This is a genomic window from Flagellimonas lutimaris (genome assembly GCF_051494225.1).
Taxonomy (GTDB): domain Bacteria; phylum Bacteroidota; class Bacteroidia; order Flavobacteriales; family Flavobacteriaceae; genus Flagellimonas; species Flagellimonas lutimaris_A.
On sequence record NZ_JBNPYE010000001.1, the window covers coordinates 167,012 to 183,759 of the forward strand.

General features: G+C 40.8%; 10 protein-coding genes. 2 read left to right on the plus strand and 8 right to left on the minus strand.

The window, feature by feature from the left end; translation table 11 throughout:
- Window positions 1-2 precede the first annotated feature (2 nt).
- The 3 genes from ACQQ5U_RS00750 to ACQQ5U_RS00760 all read right to left on the minus strand — a co-directional run bounded on the left by ACQQ5U_RS00750 (window position 3) and on the right by ACQQ5U_RS00760 (window position 6,062).
- Complete coding sequence (locus ACQQ5U_RS00750) at window positions 3-3,287, minus strand: amidohydrolase family protein (RefSeq protein WP_437395012.1); 3,285 nt, start codon at window positions 3,285-3,287, stop codon at window positions 3-5.
- 91 nt (window positions 3,288-3,378) lie between these two features.
- Window positions 3,379-4,635 (minus strand): amidohydrolase family protein, encoded by a 1,257-nt coding sequence (locus ACQQ5U_RS00755; RefSeq protein ID WP_437395013.1) that lies wholly within the window; start codon window positions 4,633-4,635, stop codon window positions 3,379-3,381.
- Between the two features lie 17 nt (window positions 4,636-4,652).
- The gene (locus tag ACQQ5U_RS00760) at window positions 4,653-6,062 is read right to left on the minus strand and encodes an amidohydrolase family protein (protein WP_437395014.1); all 1,410 of its coding nucleotides are present in this window, start codon (window positions 6,060-6,062) and stop codon (window positions 4,653-4,655) included.
- Between the two features lie 100 nt (window positions 6,063-6,162).
- Between ACQQ5U_RS00760 and ACQQ5U_RS00765 the strand changes: the two genes are divergently transcribed.
- Window positions 6,163-7,419, plus strand: coding sequence for an MFS transporter (locus ACQQ5U_RS00765; RefSeq protein WP_437395015.1), 1,257 nt, complete (start codon window positions 6,163-6,165; stop codon window positions 7,417-7,419).
- A 2-nt stretch (window positions 7,420-7,421) separates the two neighbouring features.
- Here ACQQ5U_RS00765 and ACQQ5U_RS00770 read toward each other — a convergent pair whose 3' ends face one another.
- The 5 genes from ACQQ5U_RS00770 to ACQQ5U_RS00790 form a co-directional block, all read right to left on the minus strand.
- Window positions 7,422-7,994, minus strand: a complete 573-nt coding sequence (locus ACQQ5U_RS00770) for a YdeI/OmpD-associated family protein (protein WP_437395016.1) — start codon at window positions 7,992-7,994, stop codon at window positions 7,422-7,424.
- A gap of 1 nt (window position 7,995) precedes the next feature.
- A complete protein-coding gene (locus ACQQ5U_RS00775) occupies window positions 7,996-9,609 on the minus strand; it encodes a M1 family metallopeptidase (RefSeq protein ID WP_437395017.1) in 1,614 nt (537 codons plus the stop codon).
- A 14-nt stretch (window positions 9,610-9,623) separates the two neighbouring features.
- Complete coding sequence (locus ACQQ5U_RS00780; RefSeq protein ID WP_437395018.1) at window positions 9,624-10,958, minus strand: M28 family metallopeptidase; 1,335 nt, start codon at window positions 10,956-10,958, stop codon at window positions 9,624-9,626.
- A gap of 109 nt (window positions 10,959-11,067) precedes the next feature.
- Window positions 11,068-12,597, minus strand: a complete 1,530-nt coding sequence (locus ACQQ5U_RS00785) for a nuclear transport factor 2 family protein (RefSeq protein WP_437395019.1) — start codon at window positions 12,595-12,597, stop codon at window positions 11,068-11,070.
- The gene (locus ACQQ5U_RS00790; protein ID WP_437395020.1) at window positions 12,594-14,804 is read right to left on the minus strand and encodes a bifunctional alpha,alpha-trehalose-phosphate synthase (UDP-forming)/trehalose-phosphatase; all 2,211 of its coding nucleotides are present in this window, start codon (window positions 14,802-14,804) and stop codon (window positions 12,594-12,596) included. The genes ACQQ5U_RS00785 and ACQQ5U_RS00790 overlap by 4 nt, the downstream gene beginning before the upstream one ends.
- Window positions 14,805-14,907: 103 nt before the next feature.
- On the opposite strand from ACQQ5U_RS00790, the gene ACQQ5U_RS00795 reads away from it, so the two are divergent.
- Window positions 14,908-16,707: a glycoside hydrolase family 15 protein gene (locus ACQQ5U_RS00795; RefSeq protein WP_437395021.1), complete on the plus strand. Its 1,800-nt coding sequence runs from the start codon at window positions 14,908-14,910 to the stop codon at window positions 16,705-16,707.
- Window positions 16,708-16,748 lie beyond the last annotated feature (41 nt).

Below are 16,748 nucleotides of genomic sequence, written 5' to 3' on the forward strand. Positions count from 1 at the left end.
ATTTAGTTGTGTCCAACATGACAACCGCAACCTGGTCTGGTAAAGCTTTGAGCTTCTTGATGCCAAGGAAAAGCAGCATTATACTTATTGTTTTCCCACCAGAATTGTGAACGTTCAGACTGGGTGTTGCCAATTTCATTCATGGTTTCAGTATCAAAAAGGCGTCCATTGACCATAGTGTATTTTACGGTCTCTGTATTTCGAATATCTTCCAGTGGGTTTTTGTCGAGTACAATTAAATCGGCCAATTTGCCCACTTTTAATGAGCCTATATCGTTTCCTGCACCAATGTAATTTGCACCATTAATGGTAGCAGCTTGTAGGGCTTGTATATTCGTCATTCCACCTTGGTGCAACATCCAAAGTTCCCAATGAGCGCCTAGTCCTTGTAATTGGCCGTGGGCTCCCAAATTGACCTTTACGCCTTCATTGGATAAGTCGGTTACAGTTTTAGAAACTAGAATATGACCATTTTCGTACTCTTCGTCAGGTACCATAGTCCGGTATCTGGAACGTGAGTCTATTATTTGACGCGGGGTATATTTCAATAATTTTTCGTTCTCCCAAACATTGTCTTTTTGGTAGAAGTAGTATTCGCCGTTTACTCCGCCATAATTCACGATTAGGGTTGGAGTATAGCCTGAATTACTTGTTTTCCAGAGTTCCAAAACATCTTTGTATACCGGTGCCACTGGGATGTTATGTTCCACTCCCGTATGTCCATCCATAATCATGGACATATTGGTGTAGAAGGTAGAACCACCTTCGGGCACCACATTGATTCCCAGTTCACGAGCAGCTTGGATTACCTGTTGTCTTTGTTCACGTCGGGGTTGATTATAACTTTTAACGGATTTGGCACCAAAGGCTTTTGTTCTTCGAATAGCGGAACGTGCATCGTCCAAATTGTTGATGACCGCTTTAAAATCTCCATCCGCTCCATAAAGAATAATTCCAGTGGAGAACAAACGAGGACCAATCATATCTCCATTTTTGATGAGCTCGGACATGGCAAAAATGGATTCGGTGTTTGCAGAGGGGTCATGCGATGTGGTTACTCCAAAGGCCAAATTTGCATATAATTGCCAATGTTTTTGTGTCGTTAGTCCATAGCGGAAGCCACCAACGTGCGCATGGGCGTCCACAATACCGGGCATTATGGTTTTTCCGGATACATCATACACTTTGGCATTGCTTGGCACATTGATCTCATCGGATTTTCCAAGGTATTCTATTTTATTCTCGTTAATGACAATGGTTCCTTTTTCTATAACCTCGTCATTTTCCATCGTGATTATACGAGCATTGGTAAATGCGATTCTTCCTGAAGGCTTATACGTTTTTGAAGTCAGGCCTACCTTGATACCGACACTGTCCATCTTGGCAATTTTCTCCGGTGAATCGGGGAGAAATGTAAACCGGTCTTTTATATCGTTGGTAAAATACTCCTCACCAAGGGTCCAGAATATTTTTTTACTGTCTTTGGACCAGTGAAGATTAATGCCTGCATCTTTTGCAATTTGAGAAACAGGTACTGCTTTGGAATTGTTGTCCAAATCAATTTCCTTTCCGTTCATCACCAAAGGGGCCACATAGGCTTTGTGCAAAATAGTAAAAGCAATCCATTCATTGTTAGGACTGGGCACCAAGCGGTTGGCATATTTGGATTTGATATGGGTTCGTTCGTCTTTTCCATTAAGGTTAACGGATTTGAGCGATTTGGTGAGGTTTCCAAAATAGGTGCCACCAGTTTGATAAAAAATACGTTTCCCATCTTTAGTGAAAGTTGGATATGCTCCATTATTTATCACCCATTTTACATTGGAACCATCCGTATTCATGGTGTAAATTCCTGTTTTTTTGGTAAAGCTTCTACCTTGGTCGTTATTGCCCGATTCTTTTTGATAGGTAATCATATTTCCATCTGGACTAAAACTTGGTGTTCGGTAGATTCCTTTTTCCGTGGTCAACTTGATCATAGTTCCACCAGAAGCAGGTATTTTGTAAATGGCGCCTAAATTTTCATCGTTCCAAGTAACAAAGGCGATGGTTTTCCCATCATGGGAGAAGGTGGGTTCAAACTCAAAATCGCTTCCGTTTGTCAACCGTTTAGGTTTTCCATTGGGTAATTTTTTGGTCCAAATATGTCCCAATGCATTAAAAACCAATGTTTTTTGGTCGGGAGAGGTTACAGCATGGCGTATAACCTTAGCCGTGAATTGGTCGGGAGCTACAGGGGAATAGTTGTGTAGGGTTTCTGCAATTTGGATTTTGGCATCAACAGTGAATGGAATGTTGGACACCGCCAATGTACTTACATCAATTTTGTAAATTTTTCCCTTGTTCCAGAATACGATTTCTTTATCATCGGGCATCCAACTAAAATTGGGATAAACACCAAATATGGCCCATGCTTCTTGTTGATCTTTGTTGAGGTCATCGAAAATTGGCCATTCTTCACCAGTTTCTAAATCATGAAGATACAGTACGGTTTTTGTTCGAACTCTTTTTATAAAAGCCAAGGTTTTGCCATCATGTGAAATTTGTGGTCTCGCTGCACCCCCAGGACCACCAGTCACTGTAATGGTCTTTCCCGTTTCAAAATCGTAGCGTTTTATGGCATAAATCTGTTTGTTCGGGTCCTTGTTGTATTGAAAAAATCCACCAGGATAGACATCTTCACTGTAATAAAGATATTTTCCATCAGGTGAAATACATGGTTCGTTTACATCTTGCTGGTCATTTTTTCGTTTGGTAAGTTGAATTCCTGATCCACCGGTGATATGATATTGCCAAATTTCACCTGCTCCTAGGGAGCGCCCCGATGTAAAATGTTTTCTAGCCACCAAATAATTACCGTTCGGCATCCAATACGAGTTGTTCAACAACCTAAACTTTTCTTTGGTGACCTGTTCGGCATCGGAACCATCTATGTTCATCACCCAAATATTGTCACCGCCGCCCGCATCACTGGTAAAGGCGATTTTCTTTCCATTAGGACTAAAATGAGGTTGTACTTCAAAAGGAATTCCTGTTCTTAATGCGGTTGCTTTTCCGCCAGTAATGGGCATGGAATAGATGTCACCCATAAGGTCAAATACAATGGTTTTTCCATCAGGGCTTACATCTAGGTTCATCCAGGTACCTTCATCAGTACTGAATTGGTGTTCTTTGAAGTTGAAATCTCCTTTGGGATTGGTGACATCCCATTTGGAATCGTCTTTTTTTTCTTGGGAAAACGAGGTCATCGATGCAAGAAGCATCAACATATAGACAGGCTTTTTCATTTTGGTCGTTAATTAGTCGCCTAAAGATACCAAAAACCCCTGCCTCAATTCTTAAAATGATGTTAATGAAGCATCGTAGGAATATAGAGGTTTATTCGTTTTTATAAACAATACCATCCTTCATGACAAATTTAACATTTTTCATTTGTGAGATATCTTCTAAGGGATTGCCTTCCACTGCAATAATATCGGCTAAATACCCATTTTGAATACTCCCCAATCCATCAAAATGTAGGATTCTTGCATTCACAGAGGTGGCCGATTGTAAAGCTTTGATGGGCTCCATTCCATATTCGACCATAAGCTCTAATTCCCGGTAGTTTTCACCATGGGTAAACACACCAACATCACCTCCAAAAACAATATCGACTCCAGATTCCAAAGCCAATTGAAACGATATTTTCTTTTTGGCCACCCTTTCTGGGTCGGCTTCTTTACCTTTTCTCCAACCTTTGTATTGCTCAATCGCATCGCCGGCTGCGAGGGTAGGGCATAGGGCTACATTGCGCTCTTTCATCAATTTCAACACTTCCATGGTTGCACCATCTCCGTGTTCAATGGTCTCCACGCCTCCTAAAATGGCACGTCGCATTCCCTCAGGAGTACTGGCATGTGCCACAACATAACGTCCCGCAGTAGTGGCCGCCGAAACCATGGCATTAATTTCTTCTTGCAGAAATGTAGGTTGGGAGGGCTCGCCCGAGCCCCATCGATAATCTGCATAAATTTTAATGAAATTGGCACCATTACCAAGTTGGGTACGTACTTCTTTGATCGCTTTGTCGCTACCGCTTACGGGCACAGCCCCCAACGGTACTTTAACCCCATCATGGAATCCTTTTGGGCCATAGGCACCAGTGGCGACTATTGCAGGACCTGCCATTAGAGTACGTGGGCCGGGAATGATTCCATCATCTATAGTTTTTTTGAGATAGACGTCGGTGTATCCTGCTCCTTCAGAACCTAGGTCTCGCATGGATGTTACACCTGCACTTAAAGATTTTTTAGCATGAACCACACCTCTAATTGCTCTTTCCGTGGGAGATTCTTTCAGTACTTGGTCGTTCCATTCGGTTTCATTGTATGGATGCAACAATAAATGGGAGTGTCCCTCAATAATACCAGGCATTAAGGTCATGCCTTTTAATTCATGTTTGGTGTATGAACCAGCTGTTTTTAAGCCATCCATTGGGCCAGCGTAGGTAATTCGATTTTCATTTACAGCTACGACCCAATCCTCATGCATTGCTATACCATCAAAAACCCGTTCAGGAATTAATAGGGTTTGGGAATGTAGACTGTTCAAACACAAAAATAGAAGTAAGAAAAAATAATGTTTTGATTGCATGTTCTGGTTGTTTGGAATTAATCTATCACGGAGTTGTTCAATAATTCTTGCAGTTGTCTTTTAGAAAATACTTGGGTTCCCTTAATCACGGAATAAATTTTCTGGGTATTTTCGATGTTTTCCAATGGGTTCTCATCCAAAATGACCAAATCTGAAACTTTTCCTTTGGAAACAGCTCCGTAATTATCATTTTGGTTTAAAAATTTGGCTCCATTTACTGTTGATGTGCGAAGTGCATCCAATGGCGATATCCCATTTTCCACCATAATCTGTAATTCTTTATGCAACGATATGCCCGGGTAGGTGTAGGAGTTGTATGCACCACTATCGGAACCTGCTAATAACTGGACGCCTGCATCGTTAAGTGATTTTGTCAATTCCCCAAAAAAGGTATCCAATTGTTTACGGTTTTCTCGGGCTTCTTCCGATGAATTTAAGGCTGATCGGATTCTACGTTGATAGGTATCAATGATTCCAGTACCCATATACCGTAGGTACTTATCATTGGTATGGTCTACCTCATCCAAATAACTTAAGGTTTTTCCAATATGAAGTGTGGGGACCACAAAAACATCGTTCTCTTTTAACTTGTTAAAGGTATTTTGGGCCGTACTATCCGAATAGGCATTTAAGAGTGCTGGCATAGCATCCCAAAATCCCATTTCACCATTGTTTATTTTCTCGGTTACCTCAAGTTCATTATTGGCGCACCCTTTCATAATGTAGTAAAGGTGTTCAATGCCATCCATGCCTGCATTTATGGTTTCATCCAGAGTAACAGTAAATGGCATGTGTCCCGATACAGTGAACCCTCTTTTCTTGGCTTCTTCTATGGTTTTGAGGTAGTTTTCGGGTGAAATCCTGCTATCATAAATTTTAACAAAATCCACATTTAAGGCCTCCAAGGAATCCAATGCCTTTATGATTTCGTCTTCGGTTTCCACTTCCAATGAGCCAGCCCAAGTGGCACCAGGACCATCAATTTTTGGACCTGCGGTAAAAATAGTAGGTCCAACAAGGTCTTCCACGGCAATTTGATGTTCCCATTCCATCACAGCATGGGTAAGGTCGCCACCTGCATCACGCACCGTAGTTATTCCATTGGCTATAAATAGCTTCAAAAAATTCTTGTTGTTGGCAATTAATGAATCACCTCCTCTTAAGTGAATGTGGTTGTCCCAAAAACCGGGCAATATGTATTTTCCGGTGGCATCAATAGTAGAATCAGCTTTGATATTAGCCACGGAATCTATCGCGGTAACTGCTTGGATTCTCCCATTGGAAATGTAAATGTTTTGTTGTTCAACATTTCCAGTTTCCAAGTCAATGACTTGGGCATTGGTAATCGCTAAATCGTAATGGTAGGTGGTCTCCTTCTTACAGCCAACAATAATGAGTAGAAAGGATAAAACGAGTAGTCGGGTCATTAAGGGTTGATTTTTAATTCCTTAAAGATACCTGATTTTTTATTCATCCTGCTTTTGGGTTTTTCCACTTTTTTTAGTGATTTTTATCCAAATACAAGTTTTGAAGGAAGTTAAGCCTAGTTGGTTCTATTTATTATTGTTGATTCTATCGGGTGAGGCCATTTTTATCCTTCCTTTTGTATTACCGCGTGTTTTTAGGCCAACCGTTCTGGATGTTTTGGAGTTGGACAATGTCCAGTTAGGACTGTGCTTTTCGGTATACGGATTGGTCGCCATGATTTCCTATGTTTTCGGCGGACCTTTGGCCGACAAATATCAACCTCGAAAATTGATTGCCATTGCTTTATGGATGACCGCATTGGGTGGCTTTTTATTTGCTCAATATCCCGCTTTATGGGTACTTCAGGTGTTGTACGGTTGGTGGGGCTTTACCACAATTTTCCTTTTTTGGGCTCCCATGATCAAAGCGACAAGGATTTGGGGCGGCGCCGATTCACAGGGAAAAGCATTCGGGTTTCTCGATGGAGGTCGTGGACTAACAGGCGCCTTGTTCGGTTTGATGGGGGTTGTAGTCTTCTCCTTTTTTTTGTTGGAATCTCCTGAAATAGCTACTCTTCAAGACAGAAAGGATGCGTTTACTTATGTGTTGTATTTCTCATCCGCAATTATCATCTTGGTAGGCGTTTTAGTGTGGTTTTTTATGAAAACCAGTGATAATGATGAAAAGGTGATTCGTAATCGTATTTCCTGGGCAGATATTAAACAAGTCTTAAAACTACCTTCGGTTTGGCTGTTGATGATAATTATTCTCTGTGGTTACGTCGGATATAAAATTACAGACGTTATCTCTCAATATGCCGAAGAAGTCATGTTGTACAATCAAGTAGATGCAGCTAAAGTTGGAACCTTATTGCAATTTCTCCGGCCCACAACAGGTATTCTTTTTGGCTTGATTGCAGACAGGCTAAAAATCACATGGTTGTTGGTACTGAGCTTTATTTTGACTCTTATAGGGGGATTGCTGTTCGCTAGTGGAGTGATAGCGCCCACTACCACGCTTTTGTTTTTTATGTCCGTTGTTGTAATTGCTGCCGGGGTTTATGCCACACGCGCTTTGTATTTTGGAGTAATGCACGTTGGCAAAATTCCGTTGACCTTAACGGGAACAGCTGTTGGACTTATTTCGTTGATCGGTTACACGCCCGATGTATTTGCTGGTCCGGCCTACGGAATGCTTTTGGATGCACATCCAGGCGAGGAACTTGGGCATCAAAATGTGTTCTGGATGTTGAGTGTATTTGCCCTTATTGGAGGAGTAGCTGCCTTTATCTACCACAGAAAATATGGTAAGGAGTGACCTTATTGCTTTCTGTATTTGATGTTTTTTTCTGAAAGGGATACAATTTCCATGATTCTTTTTTTTCGGGTCTCTTCCCGCTTGGCTTGTTTTAACCAATAGAGATAGCTTTTTCTTTGGCTGTTGGTAAAACTTTTGAAGTTTTCATAAGCGGTTTGGTGATTGTCAAAAACTTTTTGCAAATCTTCCGGAACCACACCGTTTTCCACATCGTCCAGTTCGGTCCATGAACCATTTTTCTTGGCCACTTCAATGGCTTTTAAACCGCTTTTGTGAATCAATCCATCGGCCTTTAACGCTTTTATATAATTCTTGTTCAATTTACTCCAAGTGCTTTTGGGTTTTCTGGGGCAGAAGTATTGTTTGCGTTTTCCATCGCCGAGACTTCTCACGGTACTATCTATCCATCCATAACAAAGGGCAACTTTTACGGCTTCTTCCCATCGCATACTTTCTTGATGGTGTTCCACCTTGTAAAAAATCAGGTGGACACCAGTTTGCGTTTCATGATTTTCATGAAGCCACTCGCGCCACTCTTCATCATTTTTAAAATAATGCTCAGGATGCTTTTTCAAACTATATTTTTTGGGTCTCTATGTAGAAGTTTTTGTCAAAATCAACTTGGGCTCCATCCAATTTCTCCGTTTTCCATTCAGCAGAAGGGAAGAGCCATTTTTCCGAACCATCTACAAATACTCTAATGGGCATATCAAAATCTTCAACAATATCAACGTATCTATACGTAATGGAACCATCTTTGATTTTATATTCCAATTTAGGAATCATAGTTGTACGCAAGTATTGATTAAAGAAAGCGGATAAATCCTTACCTGATTTCTCACTTAAATAGTTTTCGATTTGTTCGGAAGTAACCGTTTTATGGTAGAATTCTATGTTGAGGCCTCTTAGCATTTGACGCCATTTATCATCATCTTCCACCAATTGGCGAAGAGTGTGCAACATGTTGGCCCCTTTGTAGTACATATCGCCAGAACCTTCTTTGTTTACCCCATAAGGACCAATAATAGGTCTGTCGTTTTGAATGTTGGCACGGGTTCCAATAACATATTCGGCAGATGCCTTTTTTCCAAAATGGTAGTCGAGATATAGGTTTTCCGAGTAAGCGGTAAATCCTTCGTGCACCCACATATCGGCAATATCTTTATAGGTGATGTTGTTGGCAAACCATTCGTGGCCTGCCTCGTGAATGATAATAAAATCAAACTGTAAACCCCAACCAGTACCTGATAAGTCACGTCCCAAATATCCATTTTCATATTTATTCCCGTAGGTAACGGAACTTTGGTGTTCCATACCCAAATACGGAACCTCCACCAACTTGAACCCATCTTCATAAAAAGGGTAGGGGCCAAACCAATATTCAAAGGCCCGCATCATCATAGGGGTTTGAGCAAATTGTTTTTTGGCTTTTTCCAAATTTTCGGGCAAAACGTAATAATCCAACTTTAAGGGGCCTTCCTCCCCTTCATAAAGTTCACCAAAATGCGTATAGTTCCCAAGATTGACATTAACACCATAGTTATTGATGGGGTTTTCAACTACCCAATTGTAGGTTTTGAAATCGCCTTTATCCTCAACACTTTCCAATTGACCGTTCGAAACATCCATAAGGTCTTTGGGAACAGTCACGCTAATGCGCATACTGTCCACCTCGTCGTACATGTGGTCTTTGTTGGGCCACCAAACACTTGCGCCCAAACCTTGGCAAGAGGTGGCGACAAATGGGCTTCCATTTTCGTCTTCTTTCCAAGAAAAGCCGCCATCCCATGGCGCTCTAACGGCTTCACGCGGATATCCAGAGTATGTTATTTTAAGTTGATTGAACTCTCCGGGTATTTGTTTTTTCTTCAGTTTGATGAAATGTGCGTTTCCTTCGGAGGTAAACTTTAGTTTTTTGCCATCTTGAACCACAGATTCGATTTTCATGGGCGCTTGGAGATCAATTTGAAGCGTTTTGGCCTGCTCTAACACTTTATACCGAACGATATTATAACCTGAAATAAACTTTTTGGAGGGTTCCACTTTTACACTTAGGTCGTAATGGTTTAAGTCCCACCATTCCCTTTCCGGTGTTATGCTGCCCCTTAAGGTATCCTGTCTAGTGAAATTTTGTGCATTGATGGCCCATGCTCCCAATAATAGAGCAATAAGAAAGAAACTTTGTTTCATATGTAAAATTGTAATTATCTAAAAACCTTGTTTGGGAAAACCACCGGGCTTTCATGCCCATCTTTTCCAACGGCAGCTACACCAAAAAAGAAATTGTCAATGACAATACCTTCTAGGGTATGTTCGCTGACATCGCCCACATACTTGTAATTATCCCAAGTAGGGGAGGTGGTATCTCTCCAATAAATTTTATAGCCTATTGCACCTTCTACCTTGCTCCATCTTAGTTTTGCATTAGGTTCTACGATTCCACCAATTTCAACAGTTTCTGGGGCAGGTGGAGCCCAAGCAATCGACGCCAAGTTTATGGCATTTACAGCCGTTAGTTTTTTAGCATACCCAAAATTGACATGTTCCAAAACATCACCATAGGCGATACCATCTTCTACACGAATATCTTGGTGTTGTTGGGTGTAATTTTCATGCGCCTCCATAATGCGGATACCCGCAAAACCCGCATCGTTAAAAGGCCTATGGTGCCCACCACGTCCAAATCTATCCAAACGGTAAATCATCATGGGGTTCATTTCTGGCATGTAGGTCTTAGTGGTTTTGTACACGTACCTTGCCAACTGACGCGAAATTCCATCGACTTCGCCACCGTAAAAACGTCGTGCTCTACGTTGTTGTTCGGTTTCTGTTGGAGGAACTGGCTCTGAAAAGATTCGGAAATCCCTGTTGCTCACTACACCATCAACACCTGTGATGTTTCCAATCATGTCATTATTGAGAATGCCTACTATGTCCCATCCTTTCTCCTTGGCATAAGCGGCCATTCCTTTTCCACCATAAAGTCCTTGCTCTTCGCCGGAAAGACCCAGATAAATAATGCTGCTTTCAAACTTGTACTTGGAAAGTACTCGCGATGCTTCAATTGTCCCCGCCATTCCGCTGGCATTATCGTTGGCTCCGGGCGAATCTGAAGTATAGTTGGTTGGGTCGCTCACGCGGGAGTCAATATCCCCACTCATAATAATGAAGCGGTTCGGGAATTTGGTTCCCCTTTGAATGGCGACAACGTTTACCACTTCAACATCTTTTACGATTCGGGCATTATCTCCTTTTTCAATCAGGTTTTTTTGATAGAAAACTTCCAAACAATCTCCGCAGTTTGATGATATTTTTTCAAATTCCGACTTGATCCATCTTCGAGCGGCGCCTATCCCCCGAGTTTGGGAAACGGTATCGCTTAAAGTGTGTCGTGTCCCCAAGTTTACAAGCGTGGTAACGTCGCTCTCGATGCGTTCGGCTGATACATCATTGATGATATCGTAAATACGTGTGTCCGTTTGAGCTTGTGTAAGTGATATGATAAAAAAAGCAAAAAGTAGGGGGAGGTAGTTTTTCATAATTAGTTTGAGTTGAGTTTTTCCTTGAAAATTTGAACCATAAAAATAGCGAAAACTACCCAAAGCAGTTTTATGTTGGAACTTGAAAGATTGTTAAAAAACGAAATGTCTAATTTTGGATAAAGGTAACCTTCGCAATTTGGCCATTTTCCACTTCATAAATGGCAATGGCTTTAAAAATCTCTCCATTGATGGTGACCAATTCTTCGTCAATCACCTTGTTTCCGATAACAATTCTGTTTTTTATCTCACAATGCAGATCAGGGGTGTTTTCAAAAAATGCACCGTATTGCTGTACAAGTTTGGGTTTACCTTTGGATTGGAATGTTTTTGGAAATTGGTATAGTTCAACATCATCTGCATAAGTGTCTGCAAAGGCATCAATATCCCTGTTATTGTATGCTTCCAGTTGTTCTTGTACAATTTTTTCCGCATCGGTTAATGGTCCGTCTGGAAAAACAAAGGTCATGGATGAAATAAGCCCGTTTTCCACTTGGTAAATGGCAACCTGGCGCCCATCCCTACCATCAACTTTGCTGATTTCCTCATCAAGTATTGTGTTTCCAAGTACAATTCGATTGACCACCTCTACACTTGAGTTCTTGACGTTTTCAAAGAAGCGACTATAGTTTTCGTGCATTTTGTCATTACCTTGATACATTTTTTCATTGGGAAAACGACTTACCAGAACATCATCCGAAAAACAACCAACAAAAGCATCCAAATCCCTATTATTAAATGCCGTTACTTGATTTCGAATAATTTTGGCAGGTGACTCCTCGGCCACAAAAGCCAATCTTTTTGAGTTGGGGCTAATGGCAATACGACTTATATTGTTAATTTCTTCTTGGTCAAATTCGATGATGGTTTCCCATTCAGAACCTTCCGAACCAACATCTAACGTTAAGAGTTTTTTTCCTGCTCCGGTAATAATGGTATTTTCATCCAACCAACAAATATCCTCCTCATGGTCATAAGTGTTCGTTATTTTTTTTGACTCACCAGTTATTGGGTCTAAGGACAAAATTTGCCATGTATCGTTCTTTTTGCCAATAAAACTGACTAAATCGGTACCGGGTATGTTATGTAGCGACCGTCCTACGTTTTGGTAAACTGTTTTTTGGGTATCTTCTTCTAGGTTGATTATTTTTAGGTCCATTCGATTTTCTATCAAAACGGTTGCAACCAGAATATGGTCGTTGAACCAAACATGGTACCCAATTTTCAAATCTGTGATCGGGGTAGATTCACTTGTTTTAAAATTGTATTCATACAAGCGTTGTAAACCATCCATATCCAACCGAATAGCAGAAATGGCATTTTTTTCAGGAATGCGCAAGGGTGAATATTCACTACCTGCCGTTGTATAGGTCAACCAAGTAGAAGTACTGCCCTTGTTCACATTAAATTGAAGGATGTCGGTTTGGTTTTCCCGAGTGGATGCAAACAAAACGGTATCATCGTCCCAAAATGAAGGTTGGTTGTCGTATCCAGGGTTATTGGAAATATTTTTGGGATTGGTAAGAACCGGCTTTCCATTGTTTACTTCTAAGTCAAAAAGATATACTTCTGTTTCTGTTTGTGTCCACCCGTAGACGTTCACCGATAAAAAGCAAATAATGAAAACTGTTCGTATCATGGTTTTGTAAAACGTTTTAAAAGTTGCCTTACCCTTGCAGTATTTTCCACATGGTATTTGGCCTGTGTTTTTTTGAGTCCAACTTTAACTGTAATGGCCGAGTCGGGCAGTTCTTGGAACATAAATTCATCTGTCCAGTCATCACCAATGGCAAAAACAAAGTCGTAATCGTCTTCACTTAACATACGAGTAGCAGCCCTACCTTTGTTCACGTTGCTGTTTTTTATTTCCATTACCTTGTTACCGTTCAATACGCTAATATCGTCATTGCCTATTAAACTTCGTAATACGGTGTTGAGTTCAGTAGCTCTTTTTGTTCCAAAATCAGGGTCTGTGTTTCTGTAATGCCAGGCCAAAGAATAATTCTTTTCCTCAATGAAAGAACCCGGAGTTCTATCCACAAAGGATTCCAAAACAGGTCTAATCTTACCCATCCATTCTCCTTTTACTTGTTCCAACATTTTAAATTCATCCCCATTTCGAGAAATCCAGACACCGTGTTCTACTATCATATTGTATTTTTTAGGCAGGAACCAGCGAGTAAAGGTTTGTTTGTCCCTTCCGCTTATTAAAAACACTGTGGTGTTCTCTTGCCGGTGCAGCTCGTCCAATAGCTCATACAATTCTTCATCAGGAGATGCTTTTTGGGGGTCTTTGTGGAATCCCACCAAGGTTCCATCATAATCCAAGAACAACAAACGCTTTTTCGATTTTGCATATGTTTCTTCGATCAACTGTAGAATTTCGGGAGACATTTTTTCGGAAATGAAGGCTTTGCCCAAATCTCTTTTTTCTTTCAGGGCATTCATAAACTCATTGGCCCAAACTTCCACATTGTAGCGTTCCAATCTTTTTTGTAAAAAGGAGTTTCGCGTTACTTGCTCCTCCAAGGGCATATTTAAGGCTAGCTTCAGGGTGTCTGCTTGCTGCTCAAAATTGTTTGGGTTTATTAAAAGCGCTTCGTTCATTTCGTAAGCAGATCCGGCCATTTCACTCAAAATAAGCACTCCGGATTTATCTGTTCGTGTGGCGATGTATTCCTTGGCTACCAAATTCATCCCGTCTCTTAGTGGTGTTAGCCATGCAATATCGCTGGAGGTATAAAGATCAATCAAGCTTTCGAAGGGCAAAGAGCGATAAAAATACCAAATTGGGGTCCAGTTTACAGTGGACAACTCTCCATTGATCCTGCCTACCAATTCATCAACCTCTCTTTTCAACAATTGATATTGGGGTACATTGGAGCGGGAGGGTACTGCCAGTATAATCAATCTCACCTTTTCTTTGTATTCGGGATATTTCTGTAGGAAGTATTCAAAAGCATTGATACGTTTTGCAATACCCTTACTGTAATCCAAACGGTCAATGGAAAGAATGAGTTTGGTATCGGGTGCAGATGCTTTGTGATTATCCAAACGGAGTTGTAGGTCACTGCGTTCGTCTTTACTTTTGGAATCATGTAACACGGCGGCATCCCTAAACTTTTTGTAATCGATTCCCATAGGGAAGGAATCTACTTTTATAACCCTGTTGTCCAAATAAATCTCGTTAAAGCTTACATCGAGGCCAATAAGTCTTCTCACAGAACTCAAAAAGTGTCTTTCATAGTCGTACGTATGGAAACCGATAAGGTCCGAGCCCAACAATCCTTCTAAAATTTCTTCACGCCATGGCAATGTTCGGAATATCTCAAAAGAAGGAAAAGGAATATGTAGGAAGAAGCCGATGGTGGTATCGGGACGTTTTTCGCGAACCATTTGAGGTACGAGCATCAGTTGGTAATCATGTACCCAAATGGTATCGTCTTCAGTTGAATTTTCTATGATGGCATCAGCAAATTTTTGGTTTACCGCTTTATAGGTGTCCCAATAATTCAGTTCAAACTCGGAATATTTTAAAAAATAGTGGAATAGGGGCCATATGGTCCTGTTACTGAACCCGTAGTAAAAACCATCGATTTCATTGGAATTGAGCTTTACTTTTGCACAACCATGTTCTTCCAGGGCTTTGTCAATATCATCCTCAAGTGCTTCAGGGATATCCTCATCGGTTAATCCGGACCAGCCTATCCATAAACTTTCCCCCCCGCTATGAACAGATTTCATTCCTGTTGCCAAACCCCCAACACTTGGTATTGCATTAAGGGTTCCGTTGCTAATTTGTAATTGAACGGGTAGTCGATTTGAGATTATGATAGTTTTGCCCATAAAAGGATGATTTTTGACCTATTTTTATTTTTTGTTTCTTTAAAAATCGGGAAATTCGAGCGCAAAACCAATTCATTCTAACCCTTTTGAGAATTTTTGATCTATGGACAACTTGAATTACGGAATTATAGGAAATTGCAGGAGTGCGGCATTGATTTCCAAGGAAGGCTCCATGGATTGGTGCTGTCTGCCAGAATTTGATTCTACTTCGGTATTTGCCAAATTGCTTGATGAGCGGAAAGGTGGAAGTTTTGAAGTCTTGGTGGGTGAAGAATATGAGATAGACCAAGAATATTTTAAGAACACTGCGATTCTTGTAACTCGATTTTCTGACGGTGATAATATTTTTGAACTTCATGACTTTATGCCAAGGCACCATAAGATGAATGGAAAGTACATGGCGCCACCTGAACTGATTCGATATGTGAAGCATATTTCTGGAAAGCCAAAATTTTCTGTTAAGTATGACCCCAGGTTGGAATATGGTATGGGCGAGACAAAACATTACATCAAAGAGAATTTTATTGCCAGTCTTACTCACGAGTCTAAGTACGATACGCTTTTCCTTTACACCTCTTTTGATAAAGCATCTGTTTTAGAGGCTAAGGAAATTGTTTTAGAGGAGGATGGGTATTTTATGATATGCTACAACGAAAAAATATTACAGCCTTCCACAGATAAAATGGGGTTGGAGTTAGAACGTACAAAAGTGTATTGGTTGGATTGGGTCGCTAAGACCCCAACGTACAAAAAGTTCAATAATCAGATTGTAAGGAGTGCTATAACCCTAAAGATGTTGACTTATGACAAAACAGGGGCTGTTTTAGCTGCGGCAACGACATCACTTCCGGAAACCATTGGAGAGGTTCGAAATTGGGATTACCGTTTTTGTTGGATTAGAGATGCATCTATGGTTATCAAAGTCGTATCCGAATTGGGACACAAAAATTCTGCTAAACGATACTTGCAGTTTATTATTGATTTGATGCCGGATAAGGATGAGAAACTCCAAATCATGTACGGTATCAACAAGGAAAAGAAGTTGACAGAGAAAACCCTCGACCATCTTGATGGGTATAAGGGATCTAAACCCGTGAGGGTTGGTAATGCTGCGTATAAACAACGTCAGAATGATATTTACGGCATTTTGATGGATGTAATCTACGAGCAATTGAGGTCGTTCAGCAACGATATTGAAAATGTGGAAGAACTGTGGAACATTACCAAGGGAATTGTTTGGATAGTTGGAAAACACTGGGAAGAACCAGATAAGGGTATTTGGGAATTCCGCGGGGAAGACAAACATTTTACCTTCTCCAAGGTCTTGTGTTGGGTAGCCTTGGATCGTGCCATAAAAGTGGCGAATATGTTTGGAAAAACGAGAAAGTTGGAACGTTGGACCGCCCTTGAGCAAAAGATTAAGGACGACATCCATGAAAATGCTTGGAATAGTGATATCAACGCATTTGTACAAAGCTATGGATCCCGCCATTTGGATGCTTCCGTATTATTGATGGAACCCTATGGTTTTATCCACGCCCGTGATCCAAAATATGTAAGCACCGTAAAAGCCATAGAGGAGGGACTTAGCAACGATGGTCTTTTGTACCGATACAAAAACGAAGATGATTTTGGACTTCCTTCGTCATCTTTTACGATATGTACGTTTTGGTTCATCAATGCCTTGTTTAAAATAGGCGAGGAGGAAAAAGCGTTGGAACATTTTGAACGCTTATTGAGCTATAGTAACCACTTAGGGCTGTTCAGCGAGGATATCGATTTTAAAACAAAACGATTGCTGGGTAACTTCCCTCAGGCGTATTCCCATTTGGCACTTATTGAATGTGCTATTAACTTTTCCAAAAAGGAAAGGGATGAGAAAATATTGGAATCCATAGGTTAATAAATAAAAAACGCCCCACATTGGGGCGTTTTCAAATCCTA

What these genes read in the sequence shown, in the direction of transcription:
- ACQQ5U_RS00750 (WP_437395012.1), bottom strand. Translation starts at nt 3,287, where the DNA reads ATGAAAAAGCCTGTCTATATGTTGATGCTTCTTGCATCGATGACCTCG.
- ACQQ5U_RS00755 (WP_437395013.1), bottom strand. Translation starts at nt 4,635, where the DNA reads ATGCAATCAAAACATTATTTTTTCTTACTTCTATTTTTGTGTTTGAAC.
- ACQQ5U_RS00760 (WP_437395014.1), bottom strand. Translation starts at nt 6,062, where the DNA reads ATGACCCGACTACTCGTTTTATCCTTTCTACTCATTATTGTTGGCTGT.
- ACQQ5U_RS00775 (WP_437395017.1), bottom strand. Translation starts at nt 9,609, where the DNA reads ATGAAACAAAGTTTCTTTCTTATTGCTCTATTATTGGGAGCATGGGCC.
- ACQQ5U_RS00780 (WP_437395018.1), bottom strand. Translation starts at nt 10,958, where the DNA reads ATGAAAAACTACCTCCCCCTACTTTTTGCTTTTTTTATCATATCACTT.
- ACQQ5U_RS00785 (WP_437395019.1), bottom strand. Translation starts at nt 12,597, where the DNA reads ATGATACGAACAGTTTTCATTATTTGCTTTTTATCGGTGAACGTCTAC.
- ACQQ5U_RS00790 (WP_437395020.1), bottom strand. Translation starts at nt 14,804, where the DNA reads ATGGGCAAAACTATCATAATCTCAAATCGACTACCCGTTCAATTACAA.
- ACQQ5U_RS00795 (WP_437395021.1), top strand. Translation starts at nt 14,908, where the DNA reads ATGGACAACTTGAATTACGGAATTATAGGAAATTGCAGGAGTGCGGCA.